Raw genomic sequence first — 24,197 nt, forward strand, 5'->3', positions numbered from 1 at the left:
ATTTGTTAGCGTTTACATACATAGTTTCCATTAACAATTGCCACCTTATACATCAAATACATACATGGGGGTTAATTCATGAAGAAGCCATTGTCTATTTTTATGATGCTTATGTTGTTAATCGGAATACTTGCTGCATGTGGAGCACCTGAACGAGAAATAGGAACAAAATCCACAGATGAAACTAAAAATAAAGATAAAACGGCTGAGGAAGCAAAACCAGAAAAACTAATTGTATGGGAAGACATTGATAAAGCGGTAGCCCTAAAGCCAGCAATTGAATCATTTGAGAAAGAATACGGCATTAAAGTTGAATTTCAAGAGTTAAATATGGCTGATAAAATGCGCGATCAATTGCGACTAGACGGACCAGCTGGAAAGGCACCTGACGTAGTGACATTGCCTCATGACCAAATCGGTCAAGTGGTAATAGAAGGTTTGATTCAAGAAATCAATGTATCAGATGATGTTCTTCATACATTTACTGATTCATCTGTAAACGCTCAAATGTATGATGGGAAATTATTCGGTCTGCCAAAAGCGACTGAAACACCTGTATTCATCTATAACAAAGCATTAATGAGTAAAGCTCCAAAAACGATGGATGAATTATATACTCAAGCAAAAGAGTTAACAAAAGGTGACCAATACGGATTCTTGGCACTATGGGATAACTTCTACTTTGCACATGGTGTAATCGCAGGTATGGGCGGATATGTATTTAACGGAACGGACAAAGGCCTTGATCCCAAAGATCTTGGTTTGAATAACGAAGGCGCGGTTAAAGGTGCAGAATACATTCAAAAATGGTACAAAGAAGGATTATTTCCTAAAGGGATCATCGGAGATAACGGTAGTTCAACGAAAGACGGTTTATTCAACCAAGGTAAAGTTGCCTCTGTTATGGATGGCCCGTGGGCATTCCAAGGAATGAAAGATGCTGGAATTGATATAGGTGTCTCTGAGATGCCTACACTCCCAAATGGAGAGCATATGAAAACGTTCATGGGTGTTAAAGGATGGAATATAACAGCGTTTACAAAAAATCCATACTGGTCAACAAAATTAATCGAGTGGTTGACAAATGAAGAAAATGCAAAAATTCGGTTCGAATTAACACAAGAAATTCCACCGGTGAAAACATTGATTGAAGATCCGATTATTACAGAAAATGAAGGTGCTAAAGCTGTAGCCGTTCAATCTCAATACGCAGTTCCGATGCCTAATATTCCAGAAATGGCAGAAGTTTGGAAACCTGTAGCTTCAGCATTACAAACGATTGCAACTGGAAAAGCTGAACCAAAAGTAGCGATGGATGATGCAGTCAAATCAATCGAAACAAACATATCAGCAAATCATCCTTCAAAATAATATAATAAAAAAACAGTAGCCAAATAATTAAGCAGCGTTTCGGGTCAGACCCCTTATAGATGAAAGTTTGGTTGGTTAATATTAGCAATAGAATCACTGACGGCGTTTTGCCGTTTTTTAAGCCCTTATGAGGCAAGCGTTTGCGCATTCGTCAATACAAAGTGAACTTCCATCAGTGAAGACTTTTGTAATTCCCATTAATGGTTAGGTAAACAGGGATAAAATTATGCTCTCCTTTGAAAGGGAGGTTGATTATGGTGGATGTTATAAAACCTGCAACTAAGCATGGCAGAAATGCTACACTTTTATCTATTATACCTGGATTTGGGCAGTTTTATAATAAACAATATGTAAAAGGATTCACCTTCCTTATTCTAACAATTTCTTTTTTTTTCAGCTTCTTAGATACTTTGAACTGGGGCTTTTGGGGCTTGCTCACACTAGGAACGATTGCTGGACTCGATCATTCGATTTTTTTGCTAATTGATGGAATTATCGCCTTAATCATTACGGCGATTGGTCTAGGTATCTATGTATTCAATATGTACGATGCGTATAACACAGGAAAAAAGCGTGATCTTGGATTTATGATTTCTTCAGTGAAGGAGCAATATCATAATTTACTAGATAGTGGCTTTCCCTATTTAATGATTTCACCAGGTTTTCTGCTATTAATCTTTGTCGTTATTTTCCCATTACTTTTCGTTATTTTATTATCATTTACGAACTACGATTTATATCATTCACCGCCGGCAAAGTTAGTAGACTGGGTAGGAATACAAAACTACATTGATATCTTTACGCTGGATTTATGGCGCAAGACATTTATCGGCGTTCTTGGCTGGACGATTGTATGGACATTTGTGGCAACAACATTCCAGGTAGCACTTGGTATTTTTCTAGCGATAATTGTGAATCAAAAGGATTTAAAAGGCAAAGCGATAATCCGCACGGTATTTATTTTACCTTGGGCAGTACCGGCTTTTGTTTCAATTCTAATTTTCTCAGGAATGTTTAATGAATCATTCGGTGTTATTAATACAGGCATCCTTCATGCATTCGGAATTGATCCAGTTCCTTGGATGACAGAAGAAAACTGGACTAGATTTGCGTTGATCTTCATTCAGACATGGTTAGGCTTTCCTTTTATCTTCGCCATGACGACAGGGGTGCTTCAATCGATTCCTGATGAGTTATATGAAGCAGCAAATGTGGACGGAGCGACCATTTGGCAAAAATTCACGAAAATTACCTTGCCGATGATTTTATTTGCGACAGCACCGATCATAATCACCCAATATACCTTTAACTTTAATAATTTTAATGTAATTTTCTTATTTAACGGTGGTGGTCCAGCGATTCCAGGCCAAAACGCCGGCGGTTCAGATATTTTGATTTCCTGGATTTATAGTCTGACCATGACTTCTGCGCAATATGGGAAAGCAGCTGCCATTACAATGCTTCTTTCAATAGTTGTTGTGACAGTTGCACTGTGGCAATTTAAACGGTCTAAATCGTTTAAAGAGGAGGATATGAACTAATCATGAGTATGAAAAAAAACAAAATCATTCGCTTAACTGTTTCATACCTGATCATCCTTCTGATGTGTGCAGTCGTCATTTATCCATTGCTGTGGGTGATCGGTTCTTCCTTTAATCCAGGTCAAAGTTTATCAGGCGCAACGATGTTTCCGAAAGATCCAACGACTGCACACTATGCGTATTTATTCGATCAGGAAAAATCTAATTATATTAGCTGGTACGTTAACTCTCTTAAAATCAGTATAATCACGATGATCTCGACAATCATTCTTGTATCATTTACAGCGTATTCATTTTCTAGATACCGTTTCCTTGGACGGAAAAATGGGCTGCTTACGTTTCTGATTTTGCAAATGATTCCTAATTTTGCCGCATTAATTGCGATTTTCGTATTAGCGAATCGCACAGGCTTAATCGATACGCATTTAGGTTTAATCTTGATTTATGTCGGTGGCCAAATTCCAATGAATACGTGGTTAATGAAAGGCTATTTAGATACAATTCCTAAAGAACTTGATGAGTCAGCAAAAGTGGATGGTGCAAGTCATATAAGAATATTCGTGCAAATCATTATGCCTCTTGCTAAACCAATCATTGCTGTTGTTGCTTTGTTCGCATTTATTGCTCCATTCGGTGATTTTATTTTAGCGAGAATTATACTACGAAGTAATGAGAAATTTACAATGGGGGTAGGGCTATATGAAATGGTAGCGAAACAATTCGGCAAAGACTTTACCACCTTTGCAGCAGGTTCTGTTTTAATCGCAATTCCGATTGCAATTTTATTCCTTTGTTTCCAAAAATACTTCGTTTCAGGTTTGACGGCAGGGGGCACGAAAGGCTAATCTTAAAGGCGTGAAGAAGTTACATAAGGGGGAAACAGATATGAGAAAAAGAGCATTTTCACTCATTTTGTTTTCGTTCTTACTTATTTACGCCCTACCCGCAGGTGCTGTTTACAAGGAAGAACGAAAATGGCAGGATGAAATCATTTATTCATTAATGATTGACCGTTTTAATAATGGGGATACAAAAAATGACAAAGATGTGGATGTGAAAGATCCACTTGCTTATCAAGGTGGTGATTTTGCCGGTATAACAGATAAACTTGACTATATTAAAGATATGGGATTTACAGCAATTATGCTGACACCTGTTTTTGATAATGAGGATGGTGGCTACCATGGGTATTGGGTCAATGATTTCTATAATACGGATGAGCATTTCGGGACAATGGATGAATTCAAGCAGCTTGTAGCAGAGGCACATAAGCGTGATATGAAAATTATCCTTGATTTTGTTGTCAATCATGTAGGACCGAACCATCCATGGGTAAACGATCCAGAAAAACAGGATTGGTTCCATGAAAAGAAAGGAATCACAAATTGGAATGATCAGAGTGAAGTAGAAACAGGCTGGGTGTATGACTTACCTGATTTAAACCAAGATAACCGAGAAACACGGAAGTATTTATTAGATGCTGCTAAATGGTGGATTCAAGAAACAGATATTGATGGATATCGGCTAGATACAGTAAAACATGTTGCTAAAGATTTTTGGCGTGATTTTTCTAAAGCGGTTAAAGAAGAGAAGAAAGATTTTTATTTAATTGGTGAGGTTTGGGTGGAAGACCCCAATATTATTGCCGATTATCAAGATACAGGCATAGATGGCTTCATGGACTTTCCGCAAAATTCAAGTATGCGTGATGCTTTTTCTAAACCTGATCAATCATTGAATTTTCTATTCTCTGCACTGGACCGAAATGAAAAAATGTTCACCCATCCTGAATTGCTTGGGCAGTTTATTGATAACCATGATATGACAAGGTTTACTCATGAAATTGCTGCAAATAAGGAAAATCCGGAAACTCGTTGGAAGCTTGCTCTAACGTATATGTATACAACACCAGGCATCCCAATCATTTATTATGGTTCAGAAATTGCGATGAATGGTGGAAATGATCCGGATAACAGACGACTTATGGGATTTAAGGCTGACCCTGTTTTAATGGACTATATTACGAAAATAAGCGAAATAAGGCAAAAGCATCCGGCACTAATGAAGGGTGAACTTGAATTGCTTCATGCTAATGATAGTTCGGCAGTTTTTAAACGAACTTTTGAAGATGATACGATTGTTGTCGTGATTAACAATTCATCGAAATCACAAACGATTGACCTAGACGCTGATAAATTGGGTAATGATAAAGAATTAAGAGGATTGGTTGAGTATGATTTGGTACGTAATAATGATGGGAAATATTCGATTATTATTGATCGTGAAAAGGCTGAGATATATACGTTATCAGATAAATCAGGCCTGAATATTCCGTATTTGGTTGTGACGGGAGTTGTCATTTTTGCATTTGTTATTTTCATTGTCTTCATTTTGAAAAGATCAAAGCGTAATCGATCTTTTCAATAGCAAATAGCAAATTGCCCATTCTCGCATTCTATTTACAGGCCAATCATTAGTACACTCTAAATTGGAAGTGGTACTTATAGTGCGTGTTCAAAAGGAGGATACAAAGAGCCGAGAAGTTCGAGGAGCAATCGTCTCTAGACCTGCGCGATTTTAACAGAAGGTTATTCATGAGCGGCGCAGCAATTCGACAGCTATTTTTACCGGACTATTTGAACATCCTTTTATAAGAATTCCAACTAAAAAGCCGATACAATAAGAATCGGGAGGGGATTTAATGAAAAAGCAATGGTGGAAGGAAGCAGTTAGCTATCAGATTTATCCGAGAAGTTTTATGGATAGCAATGGTGATGGTATTGGGGATATCAAGGGAATTATTTCTAAGCTCGATTATCTTAAAGATCTGGGAATCGATGTAATTTGGATTTGTCCGTTTTTCAAATCCCCCAATGCGGATAATGGCTATGATATTAGTGATTATCAAGATATATCTGGACAATTCGGTACGATGGAGGAATTCGACGAGTTGTTGGCAGAAACGCATGCACGTGGGATGAAATTAATCCTGGACTTAGTTATTAATCATACAAGTGATGAGCATCCATGGTTTATCGAATCAAGATCTTCGAAAGATAATCCTAAACGTGATTGGTATATTTGGAAAGAAGGAAAAGGGGATTTGCCACCAAACAATTGGGAAAGTATCTTCTCTGGAAGTTCGTGGGAATATGATCCTGTAACAGATGAATATTATTTGCATCTTTTCGCAACAAAACAGCCAGATTTAAATTGGGAAAATCAAGAGGTTCGTTCAGCTTTGTATGACATGGTAAACTGGTGGCTTGATAAAGGGATTGATGGTTTCCGCGTTGACGCGATTAGTCATATTAAAAAACGGGAAGGCTTCCCTGATATGTTTAATCCATATGGCCTTAATTATGTACCTGCATTTGAGATGCATACAAACCAAGAAGGGATTCAAGATTATCTCAAAGAATTAAAAGAAGATACCTTTGCGAAATACGATATTATGACTGTTGGAGAAGCGAATGGGGTCGGAATTCATCAGGCAGATGATTGGGTCGGTGAACAAAATGGCAAGTTCGATATGATTTTTCAATTTGAGCATCTTGGTCTTTGGCGAAAAGGGATTGAAAAAGATGTTGATGTTGTCAAGCTGAAGGAAACTCTTTCAAAATGGCAAACAAATTTACATGAAAAGGGCTGGAATGCTTTGTTCTGGGAAAATCATGATCAGCCCAGAAGCGTGTCAAGTTGGGGAAATGATAAGGAATATTGGAAGGAAAGTGCGAAAATGCTCGCAGCTTGTTATTTCTTCATGCAAGGAACTCCATTCATTTACCAAGGGCAGGAAATTGGCATGACAAATGTCCAATTTGAATCGATTCAGGATTATGATGATGTAGGTATGATTAATTTTTATAATATTGAAGTGGCTAAAGGCACTCCACATGATCACGTGATGGAAGTAATCTGGAACAGTGGAAGAGATAACTCAAGAACGCCGATGCAATGGAGTGATCGTGAAAATGCTGGATTTACGGATGGAACTGCTTGGATGAAAGTAAATCCGAACTATGAAACGATAAATGTTGAACAACAGAAAAAAGATTCCGATTCGATTTATCATTTTTATAAAAAAATGATCCAGCTTAGAAAGAAGCATGAAGTGTTTGTGTATGGCGAGTATAGGCTACTTCTTAAGGAACACCCTGCTGTATACGCATATACCAGAACGCTAGAAAATCAATCGGCGGTTGTGCTTAGCAATTTCAAAAATACAGAACAAGTAGTCAGCTTACCTGAAATTAAAGCGGAAGCAACGCAACTCCTGCTAGGGAATTATTCGGATGGTGATGGAGGGCTTGCGAAAGAGATTATCCTTCGTCCTTATGAAACAAGAGTATACTTGTATTAAAAGAAACGGCGGAGCCGATTAGTATGCATCGCTCCGCTTATTTTTTCGATAAAAAATAGAAATAATGTAGATTCAAGGTGTATGATAGATACATAATTTTTTTTGGTTCAGTACAACAATATGGATGTAAGCGCTTATATAGGAGTGGATGAATCATGGCAATTACAATAAAAGACGTTGCAAAATTGGCGAGTGTTGCTCCCTCGACTGTTTCGCGTGTCATCGCAAATAATCCTCGAATAAGCGAGAAAACAAAGGTTCGCGTCCGAGAAGCCATGGTAGAGTTAGGGTACCATCCAAATTTTATTGCACGAAGTCTTGCTAGTCAATCTACTCAAGTTATTGGTCTAGTATTGCCGAGCTCATCCGATGTATTTTTTCAAAATCCATTTTTTTCAACGGTCCTTCGCGGATTAAGTGAAGGAGCTCATGAAAAGCAATATGCATTGCAAATGAGTACTGGAAAAACGGAAGAACAAATTTATCAGGATGTTGTCAACATGGTTCAAGGAGGGAGGGTAGATGGCATTATACTGCTTTATTCTCGAATAGATGATGAAATTTTAAAATATTTGCGTGATCGTCAATTTCCGTTTGTCGTCATTGGCAGACCATGCGAGTGGGAAGAAGAAATTACTCATGTGGATAATGATAATTACCGGGCTTCAAGGGAAGCAACGGAATATTTAATAAGACTAGGCCACGATAAAATTAGTTTTATCGGAGGAAACAAAAACCTAGTTATGACAATGGAGCGCCTGCAAGGATATCAAGAGGCTCTGAAAGGAGCAGGAATTCCAATTGTTCCTGAATATGTTAGACATGATGAATTCTTGCTTGAACGTGGCCAAGAGGCGATACAGGGATTACTATTGCTGGAAACCCCACCAACCGCACTACTTGTAACAGATGAGTTGATGGCAATAGGTGTCGTTAACACGTTAACGAAACTAGAAGTAGCCGTACCAGAGAATATGTCCATAGTTAGTTTTAATAATGTCTTTTTTTCAGAATTAGCTAGACCGCAATTGACGTCAATTGATATTAATATTTTTGACTTAGGCTACCAGGCCGCGAAAAGTTTGATACAAATGCTTTTAAATCCTAAAGAACCAGTGAAGCGAATTATCGTTCCTCATCAGCTGATTGAACGGGTTTCCTGTACGAATGTACAAAGCCTAAAAAAATAAACGGGGTGTCTCAAGTCAGACATCGTAACAATTACATACAAGATAAGGTTAGTGTAAAAACACAATGGACTGTATGTTAAAACGACGTCAGAACGTTTGAGACATCCCTTTTATTCATCCATTTATGACAGTTCCGCCATTTACATGTATCGTTTGCCCACTAATATAGCTTGCCTCATCACTTGCTAAAAACACGTAGGCACCTGCAAGTTCTTTAGGTTGACCAGCTCTGCCCATTGGGGTGTCCGCTCCAAATTTGGCGACATCTTTTTCATTGAATGATGCAGGAATTAAAGGTGTCCAAATCGGACCTGGAGCCACATTATTGACACGAATTCCATCTTTCGAAATGGAATTGGAAAGAGCTCGAGTAAAGGAAACAATCGCCCCTTTTGTAGAAGAGTAATCGATTAATTTGGGATTTCCTTCATACGCTGTGATGGAAGCTGTATTAATAATGCTGCTACCTTTCTTTAAATGTGGCAATGCCGCTTTTGTTAGATGGAACATAGAGAAGATATTCGTTTTGAACGTTTTCTCAAGCTGCTCAGATGTAATATCAAGGAAGTTTTCCTGGACATGCTGCTCCCCAGCATTATTAACGAGAATATCTAAAGCACCAAACTTTCCAATTGTTTGATCTACGACTTCTTTACAAAAAGATTCATCCCCTATATCCCCTGAAAGTAGAAGACATTTTTGACCTTCTTTTTCGACAAGTTCCTTTGTTGTTTCTGCATCACTTTGCTCATCTAGATAAACAATCACGACATTTGCGCCTTCTTTTGCATAGTAAATCGCGACTGATTTACCAATTCCACTATCACCACCTGTAATAATCGCTGTTTTTCCTTGTAATTTACCGCTTCCTTGATACTTTGAACAGACGGAATCTGGTTTTGGATGCATTTCTGATTCAACCCCAGGTTGATGATTCTGATGCTGTGGTGGAAATGTTTGCTTGTCCTTGTTTTCCATATAGAACCCTCCTATTTCGTAATGATCTACATCATTCATATTCCTTCGAATTGAAAAATAAAAACGTGGGAAAATATGGGACAAGCATAAAAGTGAGGTAGGGAAGGCTTACGAGGAAATAAAGAGAAAAGTGCCAAAAAAAGGGGGGCAGAATCGACATCTACGATATATCATTTAGGTAACGTGTAAATGATACGATAAACCGTGTATAGGTGTGAAAACTTATCCTTTTGGGACGTACTCTTATTATTCTGCTTTGTTAAAAGCGCACATTTTTTCTTTAATTACAGTCATTCTAAGAACTACCGCTTATCTAAGAAAAAAGAAGCTTAGGAAGTTAAAATACGGACTTCCTAGGCTTCTTTTTCACATTAGCGATAATTCATAAATTGCACGTCAATCGACAAGTCTGCGCCACGTATGGCAGAGATAATGCCTTGCAGATCGTCGCGGTTCTTTCCGGTTACGCGGATTTGATCATCTTGAATTTGGCTTTTAACTTTAAGGCCACTATTTTTAATAATGGTATTAATTTTCTTGGCCTGTTCTTTATCAATCCCTTGGATTAGCTTTGCACGCTGGCGGACGGTACCACCTGAAGCCCCTTCGATTTTGCCGTAATCCAGGTTTTTGATGGGGACATTACGTTTTACCAATTTGCTGATCAATACGTCTTTTAGTTGATCAAGCTTGTATTCGTCATCAGAAACTAGAACAAGGTCTTCTTTGTCGAGTGTAATCGTGCTAGTGCTTCCTTTAAAATCATAGCGGGTTTGAATTTCTTTCATTGCCATTGTTACAGCATTTGTTACTTCTGAAAAATCAACTTGTGAAACAATATCAAATGAACTATCTTTAGCCATTTTCTACCTCCAGAGTACATTATTTCTACTATTATAGTGAATGTGACGATGTAACACAACTAAAAGTGCATGCTAAGTAGGTGAGTTACGTAGCTAAAATCATATTAGGACGATGTTTCTGGTAACTTATTTAGGAAAAATAATGCAACTGTTCCTGGTCCGGCATGTGAGCCAATAACTGCACCTATCGAATTAATCACAAAACTATCTGTCCCAAATTCGTCATGAATAGCTTGCTTCCATTCGAGCGCTGTCTCTTCATTATCGGCATGGCTGATTGCGATGGTTTGATTGTCTAAATTTGCGCCGCGTTCATGCATAATTTCAATGACCCGTTTCAATAATTTTTTCTTGCCACGGATTTTTTCAAGGGGAATCAGCTTACCATCTTCAACATGAAGAAGCGGCTTAATATTTAAAAGGCCACCGACTATCGCAGAGGCTTTTGAAATCCGCCCGCCGCGTGCAAGGTACTCAAGATTGTCGACTGTGAATAAATGTTCCATATGTTGGGCTTGGAAAGTGATAATCTCTACTAATTCATCCTTTGAAGCGCCATTGCTAGCAGCATTGACCGCAGATTTAACGACAAGTCCATACCCAAGAGAGGCACATTTTGTATCGATTATTTCTAAATCAAAATTAGGAAACTCTTCCTTTACTTGATTTCGGGCCATTACAGCTGTTTGATATGTACCTGATAATTCAGATGAAAAAGCTATATATATCCCTTGCTTCTTCTCTTTAGCCAACTCCGTAAATATTTCAAACAAATCTTCGGGAGAAGCTTGAGCAGTTTTAGGAGATTGTCCGTTACGCATGGCCTCATAGACTTCATTGGGCTCGATCGTTTGTAGATCTTGATAATTTTGTCCGTCAAGCAAAACTTGTAACGGTATAAAACGAAGCTTGTTTTCTTTATAGTAAGACAGAGGCAAATCGCTTGCACTGTCAGCTAGGATGGTAATTGTCATGATAACACCTGCTTTCTAAACTTGAATATATATGACTAATAATAGTGTAGCATGGCAAAGAAAAAAAACAATCCAATAGAGCATGGAATAACTGCTAATGGGTAGTTGGATACTATAGCTAAGATTGGAGGGAGAATATGTATCTTTTAGAAGGTAAGAAAATCATGATTGTTATTATCGGTGCGCTTTTTAATGCGGTAGCCATGAATTTGTTCCTTATTCCTGCCAACATTTATTCAAGCGGGTTTACTGGAGTTGCTCAATTAATCTCCACATTACTTGCAACATACGCACCATTTACGATTTCAACAGGAATTATTTTATTTATCTTAAACGTTCCGATTACCATTATTGCTTGGAAAAAAGTCGGACGATCATTTACTGTATACAGTTTTTTTAGTGTCGTATTAATGACTGTATTTATGGAGGTGATACCCGTTTACAAAATGTCGCCTGATATTTTATTAAATGCAGTATTTGGTGGAGTTATAGCGGCTGTTGGGGTTGGAATAACTCTGAAATATGGGGCATCGACTGGAGGAATGGATATTATCGCAATGCTTCTTTCCCGTGTAAAGGATAAGCCGGTAGGTACATACTTGTTTTTACTAAATGGGGTCATTATCGTGACTGCTGGAGCAATTTATGGACCTGAAAAGGCGCTTTATACATTAGTCACCCTCTATACATCAACAAGAGTCATTGATGCCATTCATACACGTCATGAAAAGCTTACAGCGATGATTATAACGAAGAAGGGAGATGTGCTTAGGCGTGCAATTCACTCAAAACTTGTCCGCGGCATAACCACAGTCCCGGTAAAAGGGGGGTATACAAATGAAAACAAAGAGATGCTATTAATCGTGGTTACTCGGTATGAGCAATATGATTTAGAAAAAATTATCAATGAAGTGGATCCCCATGCGTTTACGAATATTCTTCAGACAACGGGAATAGTAGGCTTGTTTCGAAAGGAGTAAAAAAAGAGTCAGACCCCACAACTCCTTTATGCAGTTCAATTAAGGTGTGTGTAACATGATGAACTGTATATAGAGTGTGGTGTCAGACTCTTTTAGGGTTTAATATAAGCAAAAAATCTCAGACTTAGATTTGGCATCTAGTTCTTCTGCGCTTATGGACACTTGCGCTTTGCTTATTTTGACTCTAACTTATTCTGGAGCTCTCTCAACTGTACTTGTTCTGCTTCAGTCGAATTGGCGTAGGCAGAAGAGAGTGCATTTTTGGCGATCTCCATTGTTTGCTCTTGGTCATGATCTTCACTCACTGCTTCTTCGACAAATTTTCTAGCTTGCTGAAATAGTTTGTTTGCCATTATAATCCACCATAGCTTTGTTCAGACATAAGTTGAGTTCTTTTTTCTTCAGCTTCAGCGTACGTAGAATGATAAGGTATCCGTTCAGCGTGCTGCGAGACTGTATTCTTCCCTTGCTGTACAAAACGTTTGGATTTACTACTTTTACCCATTCTTATCGCCTCCGTATTCTAAAGCGTCTGAGATAGGTTCAAAAGGGGTTTTCCCCCTTCTTAGTCGACCTCACTAATAGTTTGGCTTACTCAGCAAGAATTAAAGGAGGGAAAAAATAGTAAATATTATCTGATCTCTTTAAAATTTCAGGTTGAATTTGTCCTCAAGAAAAACAGCGATTCCATCTTCTTCATTCGTTAGTGTGGTGACGTTGGCGAGCGATTTCAAATCATCAATGGCATTGCCCATTGCTACGCCAATCCCAGCATATTCGATCATTTCGAAATCATTGTCTTCATCACCGAAAGCAATGATACGGTTTTTTGGTATATCTAAAGATTTGGAAACACGGTCAAGACCAACCGCCTTATTTAAGCCGGTCTGGATAATTTCAATTACGTGGAATGGATCAGCCCAGCGTCGATGGTCAATAACCTCAGCATGGACATCAGACAAATGCTTTCTTATTTCTTCTACATATTGTTGTTCAGTATGGATTAACATACTTGTGGGAGACGCGTTAAGAAAATTACGCAAATCACCAGTCGTAATGCTTGTACTGCCCATTTGCAAAAGATCAATTAGTTTTTCATCATGGTAATGAAAGAATACATCATCGCGTACTTCAGCAATAATATTATGATAAGTAAAATTTTGAACAGCTTCGACGATATCTTTCGCCACTTTTATATCAAGTGGTGAATGAAAGGCTCCCCAAGCACTGTTTTTAGGATGGTGAACGAATGCCCCGTTGAAATTTACGATTGGGGTGTGTAAATCGAGCTCACGATAATATGGTTCACTGGAACGGTACGGTCTTCCTGTTGCAATCATAACCTCATGACCATCATCTTTTAATTTTGCTAATGTTCTTTTTGTCCGATTGGAGATGTTTTTTTCATTTGTAAGTAATGTGCCATCAAGGTCTAAGACAATCAGATGTTTTTCAGTCATTTAGTCACCTTCAATTTCTATTTTTTTATAGGATATACTATCCATATTACCCCTATTTGTAAGCAATGTTAAATGTTTTTAATTTTGTACTGCCTTTGTGGAGTAATAAGTAAATTTGATATGACTTATTCTAAAAAAGTATTTGCTTAATTAATGAGGACAAGTTTGATATGATAGAGTTATCGAAGTAGATAAAGGAGTGAATAGAAATGGATCAAGATTTAAAAGATAATTTAATGGGAGCATTAGAACAGGTCATTGACCCTGAACTTGGAGTAGATATTGTGAACTTAGGTCTCGTATACGATGTTGATATGGACGAAGCTGGAATGGTAATCGTTACGATGACACTAACAGCTATGGGATGCCCGCTTGCTGGAACGATTGTAGATAATGTGAAATATGTCCTAGAAGACATTCCAGAAGTGAAGGACTCAGATGTAAACATTGTCTGGAGCCCGCCTTGGTCAAGAGACCGTATGTCAAGATATGCGAAAATCGCATTAGGTATTAAATAAATGTTATGAAAAGAGGTTGTCCCATAACGAAGGGTCAGACCCCAGATCAACTATATATCGTTTATATGACATGTAACTGACACAATAAACGGAGTATAGTATGTGAGGTTAGACCCTTTTGGGGCACCCTCTTTTATTTAATTATATTACATAAGTAAAGCCGTCAGTCTATCTGGCGGCTTTATTTCGTGAGATTCTCCATGTATTACCGAGGCATTTTTTAATAAAACATCCATGAGAGATTGTTCTAAAGCCCAACGATAAAAAAGGTTCAGGTTCTAAAAGCTGTATCACTTTATGAAGGTGGCGGTGCGGAGCTGATTTTGCGAAGCCCCGCCCCTTTTCTACAGAAAAATGCTGATATTTAAAAATAGTTTAAAAAATTCACTTATTTCATAAAAATACATTTGATTTTATTTTTATTCAGTCATATAATACTATTATTATAGAATCGTAGGGAAGAATACAATGGAGATGATAATTTGAACGTTTCAATTGTTGGTGCTACAGGCTATGGCGGATTAGAACTTATTCGTCTTTTGAAAAATCATCCAAACATGAAAATTGCCTCATTGCATACATCGTCTAAATTTGATAGGAAAATAAGTGAAAATCATACACATTTATTGCATGAAGATTTTGTTTTAGAAGAAGTTAATCCTGAAAAAATTGCAGATAAATCTGATATCGTTTTTCTGGCTACACCATCAGGGGTATCAGCAGAGCTTGTATCCGCTTTTTCTCAGGTGAATGTTAAAGTCATTGACTTATCTGGTGATTTACGCTTAAAAACCCCAGGAGAATATGAAAAATGGTATAAAAAAACGGCTGCACCGCAGAAAATCATTGATTCAGCTGTGTACGGTCTTTCGGAATGGAACGCACAGCAAATTAAAGAAGCAAACATTATCGCAAATCCAGGCTGTTATCCAACTGCAACTCTGCTTGGTCTTGCCCCATTATTTATAGAAGGTCTAGCTACAGAAGATGTGATTATTGATGCAAAATCAGGTGTATCAGGAGCAGGAAAGTCTCCATCAGAAATGACCCATTTTAGCGATATGAATGAAAATTTTAAAATATACAAAGTCCATGAGCATCAGCATATCCCGGAAATTGAACAACAGCTATCCACGTGGTCACAAAATATGCAGCCCATTACCTTTACAACACATCTTGTTCCAATGACGCGAGGAATCATGGCGACTATGTATGTAAAGGTAAACAAACGAATTTCTACACAAGAGCTTTATGATCTATATCAAACGAGTTACAATTCCCATCCTTTCGTAAGAATCCAAAGGTCAGGGCAGTTCCCGGTCACGAAACAAGTATATGGCTCTAATTTCTGCGATATCGGGATGGCTTATGATGAACGAACAGGAAAAGTAACGATTGTATCGGTTATTGACAACCTTGTGAAAGGTGCAGCCGGGCAAGCGATTCAAAATGCAAATATTATGATGGGCTTGGATGAAACAGCAGGTTTATCCACAATTCCCATTTATCCATAACTATTCGGAGGTAAGTCATGAAAACACTACAGCGTGTTGCATCTATAAAGAAAATTGAACAAGGAAATATTGTTACACCACAGGGGTTTAAAACAGCAGGTGTTCACGCTGGATTACGCTATTCGAAGAAAGATCTTGGGATCATCTTATCGGATATACCAGCTTCAGTTGCAGCTGTTTACACACAAAGTGTTATCCAAGCAGCTCCCCTTGACGTGACGAAGGATAGCATTCAGGTGGAAGGGAAATTACAAGGCATTATCGTTAATAGTGCCTGCGCCAATGCTTGCACAGGTAAACAAGGACTAAAAGACGCCTATGAAATGAGAAATCTTGCTGCTTCAAAATTCGATTTAGCGCCACATTATCTTGCAGTTGCTTCAACAGGTGTTATTGGAGAATATATGAAAATGGATAAAATTAAGCGTGGGATTGAACTGCTAGAACCATCACCAGCGGATAAGGATGCTATAGATTTCGAACAAGCAATCTTAACAACAGATACCGTAACGAAGAACTGTGCGTACTCAGTCGAAATAGATGGGGTAACGGTCACGATGGGTGGAGCAGCGAAAGGATCGGGAATGATTCACCCTAATATGGCTACGATGCTTGGATTTATTACGACAGATGCAGCCATTGAGTCCGCCGATTTACAGCTTGCACTCTCAACTATAACCGATCAGACATTTAATCAAATTACAGTAGATGGCGATACATCAACAAATGATATGGTGCTTGTTTTAGCAAATGGCAAAGCTGGTAATCAAGCTTTATCACCAACACATCCGCAATGGGATACATTTATTCAATTATTGAAACAAACGAGTGAAAGCTTAGCAAAGCAAATCGCCAAAGACGGTGAAGGTGCAACCAAACTAATCGAGTGCAATGTTTTCGGAACGGAATCAAAGCACGCGGCACAAATCATTGCCAAAACGATCATTGGCTCTAATTTAGTTAAAACAGCGGCATATGGAGCAGACGCAAACTGGGGAAGAATTATTGCAGCAATGGGACGCAGCGGAATCGATTTTAACCCGCAACAAGTCACGATTGCCTTCGGAGATCTCGTTGTATTAGAAGACGGTGAACCAGTTGATTTTTCTGAAGAAATCGCCAAAGCTTATTTGGAACAAGATTTACTCGTGATAAATGTTACGCTTAAAGAAGGCTCTGAAACAGGAACAGCATGGGGCTGCGATTTAACCTATGATTATGTAAAAATCAATGCGAGTTATCGATCCTAAGGAGCGTGCAGAATGAAAACCTTAGTTATTAAATGCGGCGGCAGTATTATTGATGAACTGTCAGATGCTTTTTTTGAAAGCATAAAAGAACTACAAAGCCGTGGCTGGCAAATGGTCTTTGTACATGGCGGCGGTCCAGATATTAACGCCATGCTTGAGCAAAGCAATATCACACCAATCTTTGAAAACGGACTACGTAAGACAACGACTGAAGTAATGGAAATTGTCGAATTGATGCTTGCAGGTAAATCGAATAGAAGCCTTGTTCATAAGCTTGAATCACATGATATTAAAGCAATTGGCTTAAATGGTTCTGATGGCAAGATGTTGATTGGGTCCTATATTAATGAATCGGCTTTAGGAGCCGTTGGCGAGATTGAGCAAGTTGATACAGACCTGTTGGAAATGATTCTTCAAAAAGGAATATGTCCTGTGCTAACTCCCATCTCGATAACGGAATCAGGACAGAAGCTGAACGTGAATGCTGATATGGCAGCTGGTGCAGTGGCAAAAGCACTTGGTGCACAAATGTGTTTGTTTGTTACTGATGTTAAGGGAGTTCTAAAAGAAGGCAGCTTACTCTCACAGCTTACAGCAACGGAAACGAAAGAAATGATTAAAGAAGGTACTATTTATGGCGGCATGATTCCTAAGGTTACCACTGCGCTTTCCGTATTGGAAAAAAGTATACCAGAAGTGATGATTGTCAGCGGAAAATCTTGTTTCTATGAAAACAATGATTTTATTGGAACGAAATTTGTTACACAGGAAGGGGTATATCAATGAGTTCATTATTTCCAACCTATGATAGATGGCAGATTGAACCAGATGTGGCAAAGGGATCTTGGTTAACGAGTAAGGATGGCATGAAATATTTGGATTATACGTCTGGAATCGGTGTGTTGAATCTTGGGCATTGTCATGAAAAAGTAAAAACAGCCGTTGAAAAACAATTAGCTTCATTCTGGCACACATCGAATATGTTCGAAAATTCAATGCAGGAAAAAACCGCTTCACTCATTACGGAAGCATCTGGTCTAGGGTCTGTCTTCTTTTGTAACAGTGGTGCCGAAGCAAATGAAGCTGCGATAAAGCTTGCAAGGAAAGTATCAGGGAAAAATAAAATCATCACATGCATTCAATCGTTTCACGGACGTACCTTTGCGACGATGGCTGCAACAGGGCAGGAAAAGGTCAAAGTCGGTTTTGGGAAAATGCTTGAAGAGTTTCATTATATTCCATTCAATGATACCGATGCATTGGTAAACAGTGTGGATGCAAATACCGCTGCAATCATGATTGAAATCGTTCAAGGCGAAGGTGGAATTCATAAAATTGAACAGGAATTCCTGGATGCAATAAAAACTGTAAGTGAAAAATTCGGAATCCTATTAATTATTGACGAAATCCAAACTGGAATCGGCCGTACTGGTAAGCCATTTGCTTTTCAACACTATCAGGTTGATCCGGATATTATTACAATCGCTAAAGGACTAGGAAATGGTCTTCCAATCGGTGCAATGGTAGGTAAGAAAGAGCTTGCTCAGGACTTTGGACCGGGTAGCCATGGATCGACGTTTGGCGGAAATCCAGTCAGTATCGCAGCAGCAGAAGCGACGATTCAAGAAGTGTTCAAAGATGATTTTCTTTTAGAAGTAGTTGAAAAAGGAAACTATCTTTTCAATCAATTGAACGACAAACTAAAGGATATAGAAAACGTGAAAGAAATACGCGGGTTGGGGCTGATGATTGGGATTGAATTAGTGAATGCTAGTCAACCAATTTTACTAGAGCTCCAAAAACAAGGAATACTTGTTTTGACAGCAGGTCCGAATGTAATTAGATTACTGCCGCCATTAACAACAAATCAAAATGAGTTGGATATATGCATTGAAAAGATTGCAAATGTAATAGGAAGTAAGCAGCCAGTCTAAAAATGACTGTATTTTTTACAAATTGAATGAATAAAAATACTTTATGTTATATAAAAATACAGTCTTGCATAGGAGTGAAATCATGAAAAGCTATTTACATTTATCAAATGGTCAATCTTTTGAGGGAAAATTATTAACTAAAGATATGAACGATGCCATGCAAGGTGAAATGGTCTTCTTTACAGGAATGACAGGCTACCAAGAAGTGTTGACAGACCCTTCATATAAAAATCAAATTGTCGTATTTACGTATCCGTTAATTGGAAATTATGGGATTAACGATGAAGACTTTGAAAGCAGAAAGCCGCATGTAGCTGGTGTAATTGTTTATCAAGGAGATATGAGTTATTCTCATTTTCAAGCCCGTCATTCACTAAAAGATTATCTCGATAAATGGAATATACCATTGCTAAGTCAGATCGATACGAGAGCCGTTGTGAAGACGATTCGAAAATTAGGTTCTATGGAAGCTGCGATTACCCCAGATCTGATTTATAAAGTGGAAACCAGCTATAATGAAAATTCTCAATTAGTTTCAGAAGTTTCTTCTAGGGAAATTACGAGTTATGGAAACGGTACAAAGCATATTGTTCTTCTTGACTTTGGCTACAAGAAATCGATTTTGGACAGTTTAATCAATCAAAATTGTAAAGTAACGACAGTACCTTTCGATACGGGCCTTCAAACGATTCAGAACCTGAATCCGGATGGTGTAGTCCTATCTAATGGGCCGGGTGATCCAAAGCAACTAAATCATTTACTTGAAAATATCAAAAGCATACTCACTCAGTATCCGACGATGGGCATATGTCTTGGTCACCAACTTACAGCTCTTGCATTTGGTGGGAATACGAAGAAAATGCTTTTCGGTCATCGAGGGGCCAATCAGCCAATTGTTGATTTGAAAACGAAACGGGTGTACATGAGCTCGCAAAATCACAGCTATGAAGTGGCGGAAGAGAGTTTGATGAACACAGGATTACAGGTACGATTCCGCAATGTGAATGATGGCACAGTTGAAGGTTTGGTCCATACTGAACTACCGATTGTCACGACACAATACCATCCGGAAGCAAATCCAGGCCCAGCCGAAAGCGTGGAACACTTTACAGAGTTTTTACAGATGATAAATGACTATAGCGGGAGAGAAAAAGCATATGCCTAAGAATCATTCCATACAAACTATCCTAGTAATCGGATCAGGCCCGATTATCATCGGGCAAGCAGCAGAATTTGATTATGCCGGCACTCAAGCATGTTTAGCGCTTAAAGAGGAAGGCTATCGGGTCATTTTAGTGAATAACAACCCAGCTACCATTATGACCGACGACATGAATGCAGATGCAGTATATTTTGAGCCGTTAACCTGTGATGTACTTGAAAAAATCATCGCAAAGGAAAAACCAGATGGCTTGCTCGCTACATTAGGAGGCCAAACAGGATTAAATCTTGCGTATCAGCTTCATGAAGCAGGTATTTTGGAAAAGTATGGCGTTACATTGCTCGGGACTCCAATTGACTCCATTAAAAAAGGAGAGGACAGGGAGCTTTTTCGACAATTGATGTTTGAAATCAACGAACCAGTTCCTGAAAGCATGATTGTTCATACCTATGATGAAGCGGTTGCTTTTGCAGAAAAAATTGGGTTTCCGATCATTGTTCGGCCAGCGTATACACTAGGCGGTACTGGTGGCGGTATTGCAGAAGAGATGGACGTATTCAAGGAGCTTGTCAGAGGCGGGCTACAGGAAAGTCCGATTACTCAATGTCTCATTGAACGGAGCATTGCAGGTTTTAAAGAAATTGAATATGAAGTAATGCGAGACAGCAATCAAACTTGTATCACGATTTGTAATATGGAAAATATCGATCCTGTTGGCATTCATACAGGAGATTCAATTGTTGTGGCACCTTCTCAGACGCTTTCCGATGAAGAATACCAAATGCTACGCTCGGCATCGATTAAAATTATTTCAGCATTAGGGATTATCGGCGGTTGTAATATCCAATTTGCTCTTGATCCGAATAGTAAAAGCTATTATTTAATTGAAGTGAATCCTCGGGTAAGCCGTTCTTCGGCACTTGCTTCAAAAGCGACGGGCTATCCGATTGCCCGTATTGCAGCAAAATTGGCAGTTGGCTATCATTTGTCAGAACTGATCAATCCCGTTACGAAGAGCACGTATGCAAGCTTTGAACCCGCACTTGATTATGTAGCTGTGAAATTTCCAAGATGGCCATTTGATAAATTTCCAACAGCAACGCGTAAGCTTGGAACGCAAATGAAAGCGACCGGGGAAGTAATGGCCTTGCATCGAAGTTTTGAAGGAGCCTTCCAAAAAGCAGTTGATTCACTAGAATTGAAGACATTGGGACTTCAATTAAAATCGTTAAAAGAAAAATCATTAGCAGATCTTTGGGATATGCTTAATGAACAAACAGATGAACGAATTTTTATTATTTTCGAATTACTTCGCAAAAATGTTACATTAGAGGCGATTCATGATGCAACTAAAATGGACTATTTTTTCTTAGCGAGTTTTTCAACCATAATAGAAATGGAAAAGAATCTTGCGGACAAAAAACTTTATGAAGTCACGAAGGAAGAATTCGTGTTCATAAAGGAAAAAGGTTTTTCTGACCGTTACTTGGCATCTGCATGGGGTGTTTCTGAACATGAAGTAAGAAAGCAACGTATTACGCTCGGAGTCACAGCTGCGTATAAAACGGTTGATACATGTGCGGCTGAATTCGAATCCCATACGAATTATTATTACTCGACATATTTCGGTGAAAATGAGCAGGAAAAGTCAGCTAAACAAAAGGTCTTGATTATCGGGAGTGGACCGATCCGAATTGGGCAAGGTATTGAATTTGATTATTGTTCTGTGCACAGTGTTTACGCCCTACAACAAGAACATGTAGAAACCATCATGATTAATAATAATCCTGAAACAGTGAGCACAGATTTTGCCACAGCAGATCGTCTTTACTTTGAACCATTGACGCTTGAATATGTTTTAAATGTCATTGAGGCTGAAGGAATTCAGGATGTAATCGTTCAATTTGGCGGTCAAACGGCAATTAATCTTGCACAAGGGTTGGAAGAGCAAGGCATTAATTTATTGGGAACATCCTTTGATATCGTCGATCAATTAGAAGATCGTGATCGTTTCTATACCTTGCTACAAAAGCTTGATATTCCTCATGTTCCTGGTGAGATGGCGAATAAAGCACAAGAATTACTAAAGCAAGCGGAACAAATTGGCTTCCCTGTTTTATTGCGTCCTTCCTATGTAATTGGCGGTCAGGGGATGGAAATCATACAGGATCTTCAAAGTCTAAATAATCGATTGAACAATGGGAAGTCCCTTGTTTACCCAATGCTCATTGATTCTTATATTCCTGGCCAAGAAGCAGAGATTGATTTAATTGCAGATGGAAATGATGTCTATATTCCGTTGGTTGCTGAACATATTGAAAAGGCCGGCGTCCATTCAGGAGACAGTCTCGCTATTTTTCCAAGCACAACGATTTCTGATGAAGTGAAAGAAAAAATGGTCGTTTACTCTAAAAAATTAGTAGAAGAGCTTGGTTATAAAGGACTCATGAATATTCAGTTCGTTATTCAAAACCATAATATTTATGTGCTGGAAGTAAACCCACGTGCAAGTCGTACAATTCCTTTAATCAGTAAAATCAGCGGTGTACCACTCGTGCAAATTGCGACAAAAATATTGCTTGGGAAATATTCGTTGTCGAATTTACTAGGAAAAACAGGGCTAGAAGACGATTTCTCGTATTCTGCCATTAAATATCCAGTCTTTTCAACATTTGCCTTAAGTGGTCTCGATTCGAAAGTCGGACCAGAAATGAAATCGACTGGAGAAGGTATTGCAATCGCAAATACGGTTACAGAGGCACTTGCAAAGGTTTACCATGGTCATAGGTCAGCAAATAAAAATGGTTTATTCATTTCCCCTACGATTAATCTAAGTGAGGAAACGTTAAATCGAGTGCTAGATGCAAAAATGGTCATTGCGGATGGTGACTTTGAATCATGGCTTAAACAAGGAAATGGTGCGGCAGTATTATCATATGGAAAATCTGAGGAAGATCAACATTTGCGATTATTAGCAGCGAAATATCGTGTCCTTGCTTTTTCAGAAGAAGAAACATTCCTTGCATACCTACAATCGCTTTCTGAAAAAGAGATAAAAATTGCTTCATTACAACATTGGCTTCATTTAAATAAAAAAGGAGTGACACTTGCATGAGTACAATTATCAACAAGGGGAAAATCATTCAGCAAAAGGATTTTCTTACACTAGCTAACGTTCCACCTGACTCGATTTTGGAGTTGCTAAAATTAGCTAGTGATATTAAGTCGAAATGGGCAGCGAATGAAGAGTATGTGCCTTTAAAAGGAAAAACATTAGGGATGATTTTTGAAAAATCATCGACAAGAACGAGAGTATCGTTTGAAGTAGGTATGCTTCAGCTTGGCGGTCATGGCTTGTTTTTAAGCAGCAATGATATCCAAATCGGTCGTGGAGAAACAGTCGCGGATACGGCAAAAGTCCTATCCCAATTTGTCGACGGAATTATGATTCGAACATTTGGTCACGAAAAGATTGAAGAGTTGGCTGAATCGGCAACGATTCCTGTTATTAATGGCTTAACGGATATGTTCCACCCATGTCAGGCACTAGCTGATTTAATGACGATTCAGGAAGTGAAAGGGAAGCTTGCAGGCCTGAAAATGGCATATATCGGCGATGGAAATAATGTCGTACATTCTTTAATGATTGCCTGTGCAAAAACTGGAATTGACTTTTCCATTGCGTGTCCAGCCGGATACGAGCCGAATAAGGAAATTATTGAATATGCAAAAAAAGAGGCTAAGCAACAGGGATGCGAAATTGTAGTAACAGATTCACCAACTGCAGCGATAGAAGGTGCTGATATCGTTTATGCAGATGTCTGGACATCAATGGGACAAGAAGCTGAGAATGCCGTTCGACTAGAAGCATTTAAAGAGTACCAAATTAATGCAGAGCTAGTTAAGCATGCGAAAGAAGACTATATTTTCATGCATTGCCTTCCTGCGCACCGTGAGGAAGAGGTGACAGCTGAAATTATTGATGGACCACATTCTGTCGTGTTTCATCAAGCAGGAAATAGGCTGCATGCTCAAAAAGCAATTTTGGTCGACTTGCTTCAATAAAAATGATTCATGGTTATCAAGCTATATAGAAAAA

At 38.6% G+C, this 24,197-nt stretch carries 21 protein-coding genes; 15 read left to right on the forward strand and 6 right to left on the reverse strand.

Features of this window, described 5'->3' with window-relative positions:
* Window positions 1-78 precede the first annotated feature (78 nt).
* The 6 genes from AC625_RS05650 to AC625_RS05675 all read left to right on the forward strand — a co-directional run bounded on the left by AC625_RS05650 (window position 79) and on the right by AC625_RS05675 (window position 8,465).
* Window positions 79-1,371 carry an extracellular solute-binding protein gene (locus tag AC625_RS05650; protein ID WP_049680390.1) on the forward strand — a complete coding sequence of 431 codons (1,293 nt, stop codon included), beginning with the start codon at window positions 79-81 and terminating at the stop codon, window positions 1,369-1,371.
* Window positions 1,372-1,625: 254 nt separating this feature from the next.
* Window positions 1,626-2,912, forward strand: coding sequence for a sugar ABC transporter permease (locus AC625_RS05655; RefSeq protein WP_049680391.1), 1,287 nt, complete (start codon window positions 1,626-1,628; stop codon window positions 2,910-2,912).
* 2 nt (window positions 2,913-2,914) lie between these two features.
* Window positions 2,915-3,757 (forward strand): sugar ABC transporter permease, encoded by an 843-nt coding sequence (locus tag AC625_RS05660; protein WP_049680392.1) that lies wholly within the window; start codon window positions 2,915-2,917, stop codon window positions 3,755-3,757.
* A 40-nt stretch (window positions 3,758-3,797) separates the two neighbouring features.
* Entirely contained in the window at window positions 3,798-5,339 is a 1,542-nt protein-coding gene (locus AC625_RS05665) for an alpha-amylase family glycosyl hydrolase (RefSeq protein ID WP_049680393.1), read from the forward strand.
* Between the two features lie 274 nt (window positions 5,340-5,613).
* Window positions 5,614-7,275 (forward strand): glycoside hydrolase family 13 protein, encoded by a 1,662-nt coding sequence (locus tag AC625_RS05670; protein ID WP_049680394.1) that lies wholly within the window; start codon window positions 5,614-5,616, stop codon window positions 7,273-7,275.
* 155 nt (window positions 7,276-7,430) lie between these two features.
* On the forward strand, window positions 7,431-8,465 hold the full coding sequence (locus tag AC625_RS05675; protein ID WP_049680395.1) for a LacI family DNA-binding transcriptional regulator: 1,035 nt from the start codon (window positions 7,431-7,433) through the stop codon (window positions 8,463-8,465).
* A gap of 114 nt (window positions 8,466-8,579) precedes the next feature.
* Here AC625_RS05675 and AC625_RS05680 read toward each other — a convergent pair whose 3' ends face one another.
* The 3 genes from AC625_RS05680 to AC625_RS05690 all read right to left on the reverse strand — a co-directional run bounded on the left by AC625_RS05680 (window position 8,580) and on the right by AC625_RS05690 (window position 11,280).
* Window positions 8,580-9,443: an SDR family oxidoreductase gene (locus AC625_RS05680; RefSeq protein ID WP_049680396.1), complete on the reverse strand. Its 864-nt coding sequence runs from the start codon at window positions 9,441-9,443 to the stop codon at window positions 8,580-8,582.
* Window positions 9,444-9,814: 371 nt separating this feature from the next.
* Window positions 9,815-10,306: a YajQ family cyclic di-GMP-binding protein gene (locus AC625_RS05685; RefSeq protein WP_049680397.1), complete on the reverse strand. Its 492-nt coding sequence runs from the start codon at window positions 10,304-10,306 to the stop codon at window positions 9,815-9,817.
* A 104-nt stretch (window positions 10,307-10,410) separates the two neighbouring features.
* Window positions 10,411-11,280: a DegV family protein gene (locus AC625_RS05690; protein WP_049680398.1), complete on the reverse strand. Its 870-nt coding sequence runs from the start codon at window positions 11,278-11,280 to the stop codon at window positions 10,411-10,413.
* 137 nt (window positions 11,281-11,417) lie between these two features.
* Here AC625_RS05690 and AC625_RS05695 point away from each other — a divergent pair, with 137 nt between their 5' ends.
* Window positions 11,418-12,260 carry a YitT family protein gene (locus AC625_RS05695; RefSeq protein ID WP_049680399.1) on the forward strand — a complete coding sequence of 281 codons (843 nt, stop codon included), beginning with the start codon at window positions 11,418-11,420 and terminating at the stop codon, window positions 12,258-12,260.
* A gap of 173 nt (window positions 12,261-12,433) precedes the next feature.
* On the opposite strand, the gene AC625_RS05700 is transcribed toward AC625_RS05695, so the two are convergent.
* From AC625_RS05700 to AC625_RS05705, 3 genes are all read right to left on the reverse strand, one after another.
* Window positions 12,434-12,613, reverse strand: coding sequence for a DUF3813 domain-containing protein (locus AC625_RS05700; RefSeq protein WP_049680400.1), 180 nt, complete (start codon window positions 12,611-12,613; stop codon window positions 12,434-12,436).
* Window positions 12,613-12,765 (reverse strand): hypothetical protein, encoded by a 153-nt coding sequence (locus AC625_RS27210; protein WP_180320065.1) that lies wholly within the window; start codon window positions 12,763-12,765, stop codon window positions 12,613-12,615. The genes AC625_RS05700 and AC625_RS27210 overlap by 1 nt, the downstream gene beginning before the upstream one ends.
* Window positions 12,766-12,904: 139 nt before the next feature.
* A complete protein-coding gene (locus AC625_RS05705; protein WP_049680401.1) occupies window positions 12,905-13,720 on the reverse strand; it encodes a Cof-type HAD-IIB family hydrolase in 816 nt (271 codons plus the stop codon).
* Between the two features lie 209 nt (window positions 13,721-13,929).
* On the opposite strand from AC625_RS05705, the gene AC625_RS05710 reads away from it, so the two are divergent.
* The 8 genes from AC625_RS05710 (at window position 13,930) to argF (ending at window position 24,163) form a co-directional block, all read left to right on the forward strand.
* Entirely contained in the window at window positions 13,930-14,238 is a 309-nt protein-coding gene (locus AC625_RS05710) for a metal-sulfur cluster assembly factor (RefSeq protein ID WP_049680402.1), read from the forward strand.
* Window positions 14,239-14,720: 482 nt separating this feature from the next.
* Window positions 14,721-15,752: an N-acetyl-gamma-glutamyl-phosphate reductase gene (argC, locus tag AC625_RS05715; protein WP_049680403.1), complete on the forward strand. Its 1,032-nt coding sequence runs from the start codon at window positions 14,721-14,723 to the stop codon at window positions 15,750-15,752.
* A gap of 17 nt (window positions 15,753-15,769) precedes the next feature.
* Window positions 15,770-17,002: a bifunctional ornithine acetyltransferase/N-acetylglutamate synthase gene (gene argJ / locus AC625_RS05720; protein ID WP_049680404.1), complete on the forward strand. Its 1,233-nt coding sequence runs from the start codon at window positions 15,770-15,772 to the stop codon at window positions 17,000-17,002.
* Window positions 17,003-17,014: 12 nt separating this feature from the next.
* Window positions 17,015-17,788, forward strand: a complete 774-nt coding sequence (gene argB, locus AC625_RS05725; protein ID WP_049680405.1) for an acetylglutamate kinase — start codon at window positions 17,015-17,017, stop codon at window positions 17,786-17,788.
* The gene (locus tag AC625_RS05730) at window positions 17,785-18,936 is read left to right on the forward strand and encodes an acetylornithine transaminase (protein WP_049680406.1); all 1,152 of its coding nucleotides are present in this window, start codon (window positions 17,785-17,787) and stop codon (window positions 18,934-18,936) included. The genes argB and AC625_RS05730 overlap by 4 nt, the downstream gene beginning before the upstream one ends.
* 82 nt (window positions 18,937-19,018) lie before the next feature.
* The gene (locus tag AC625_RS05735; protein ID WP_049680407.1) at window positions 19,019-20,101 is read left to right on the forward strand and encodes a carbamoyl phosphate synthase small subunit; all 1,083 of its coding nucleotides are present in this window, start codon (window positions 19,019-19,021) and stop codon (window positions 20,099-20,101) included.
* Window positions 20,094-23,213, forward strand: coding sequence for a carbamoyl-phosphate synthase (glutamine-hydrolyzing) large subunit (locus AC625_RS05740; RefSeq protein ID WP_049680408.1), 3,120 nt, complete (start codon window positions 20,094-20,096; stop codon window positions 23,211-23,213). The genes AC625_RS05735 and AC625_RS05740 overlap by 8 nt, the downstream gene beginning before the upstream one ends.
* Window positions 23,210-24,163, forward strand: coding sequence for an ornithine carbamoyltransferase (gene argF, locus AC625_RS05745; RefSeq protein ID WP_180320066.1), 954 nt, complete (start codon window positions 23,210-23,212; stop codon window positions 24,161-24,163). Before AC625_RS05740 ends, argF begins: the two co-directional genes overlap by 4 nt.
* Window positions 24,164-24,197: the final 34 nt, after the last annotated feature.

Origin of the sequence: Peribacillus loiseleuriae (assembly GCF_001183985.1) — a bacterium.
In the GTDB taxonomy this organism is placed as follows: Bacteria; Bacillota; Bacilli; order Bacillales; family DSM-1321; genus Peribacillus; species Peribacillus loiseleuriae.

What these genes read in the sequence shown, in the direction of transcription:
- AC625_RS05710 (WP_049680402.1), top strand. Translation starts at nt 13,930, where the DNA reads ATGGATCAAGATTTAAAAGATAATTTAATGGGAGCATTAGAACAGGTC.
- AC625_RS05695 (WP_049680399.1), top strand. Translation starts at nt 11,418, where the DNA reads ATGTATCTTTTAGAAGGTAAGAAAATCATGATTGTTATTATCGGTGCG.
- AC625_RS05690 (WP_049680398.1), bottom strand. Translation starts at nt 11,280, where the DNA reads ATGACAATTACCATCCTAGCTGACAGTGCAAGCGATTTGCCTCTGTCT.
- AC625_RS05655 (WP_049680391.1), top strand. Translation starts at nt 1,626, where the DNA reads ATGGTGGATGTTATAAAACCTGCAACTAAGCATGGCAGAAATGCTACA.
- AC625_RS05670 (WP_049680394.1), top strand. Translation starts at nt 5,614, where the DNA reads ATGAAAAAGCAATGGTGGAAGGAAGCAGTTAGCTATCAGATTTATCCG.
- AC625_RS05685 (WP_049680397.1), bottom strand. Translation starts at nt 10,306, where the DNA reads ATGGCTAAAGATAGTTCATTTGATATTGTTTCACAAGTTGATTTTTCA.
- AC625_RS05650 (WP_049680390.1), top strand. Translation starts at nt 79, where the DNA reads ATGAAGAAGCCATTGTCTATTTTTATGATGCTTATGTTGTTAATCGGA.
- AC625_RS05740 (WP_049680408.1), top strand. Translation starts at nt 20,094, where the DNA reads ATGCCTAAGAATCATTCCATACAAACTATCCTAGTAATCGGATCAGGC.
- argJ (WP_049680404.1), top strand. Translation starts at nt 15,770, where the DNA reads ATGAAAACACTACAGCGTGTTGCATCTATAAAGAAAATTGAACAAGGA.
- AC625_RS05660 (WP_049680392.1), top strand. Translation starts at nt 2,915, where the DNA reads ATGAGTATGAAAAAAAACAAAATCATTCGCTTAACTGTTTCATACCTG.
- AC625_RS05705 (WP_049680401.1), bottom strand. Translation starts at nt 13,720, where the DNA reads ATGACTGAAAAACATCTGATTGTCTTAGACCTTGATGGCACATTACTT.
- argB (WP_049680405.1), top strand. Translation starts at nt 17,015, where the DNA reads ATGAAAACCTTAGTTATTAAATGCGGCGGCAGTATTATTGATGAACTG.
- AC625_RS27210 (WP_180320065.1), bottom strand. Translation starts at nt 12,765, where the DNA reads ATGGGTAAAAGTAGTAAATCCAAACGTTTTGTACAGCAAGGGAAGAAT.
- AC625_RS05700 (WP_049680400.1), bottom strand. Translation starts at nt 12,613, where the DNA reads ATGGCAAACAAACTATTTCAGCAAGCTAGAAAATTTGTCGAAGAAGCA.
- AC625_RS05680 (WP_049680396.1), bottom strand. Translation starts at nt 9,443, where the DNA reads ATGGAAAACAAGGACAAGCAAACATTTCCACCACAGCATCAGAATCAT.
- AC625_RS05665 (WP_049680393.1), top strand. Translation starts at nt 3,798, where the DNA reads ATGAGAAAAAGAGCATTTTCACTCATTTTGTTTTCGTTCTTACTTATT.
- argF (WP_180320066.1), top strand. Translation starts at nt 23,210, where the DNA reads ATGAGTACAATTATCAACAAGGGGAAAATCATTCAGCAAAAGGATTTT.
- AC625_RS05735 (WP_049680407.1), top strand. Translation starts at nt 19,019, where the DNA reads ATGAAAAGCTATTTACATTTATCAAATGGTCAATCTTTTGAGGGAAAA.
- AC625_RS05730 (WP_049680406.1), top strand. Translation starts at nt 17,785, where the DNA reads ATGAGTTCATTATTTCCAACCTATGATAGATGGCAGATTGAACCAGAT.
- AC625_RS05675 (WP_049680395.1), top strand. Translation starts at nt 7,431, where the DNA reads ATGGCAATTACAATAAAAGACGTTGCAAAATTGGCGAGTGTTGCTCCC.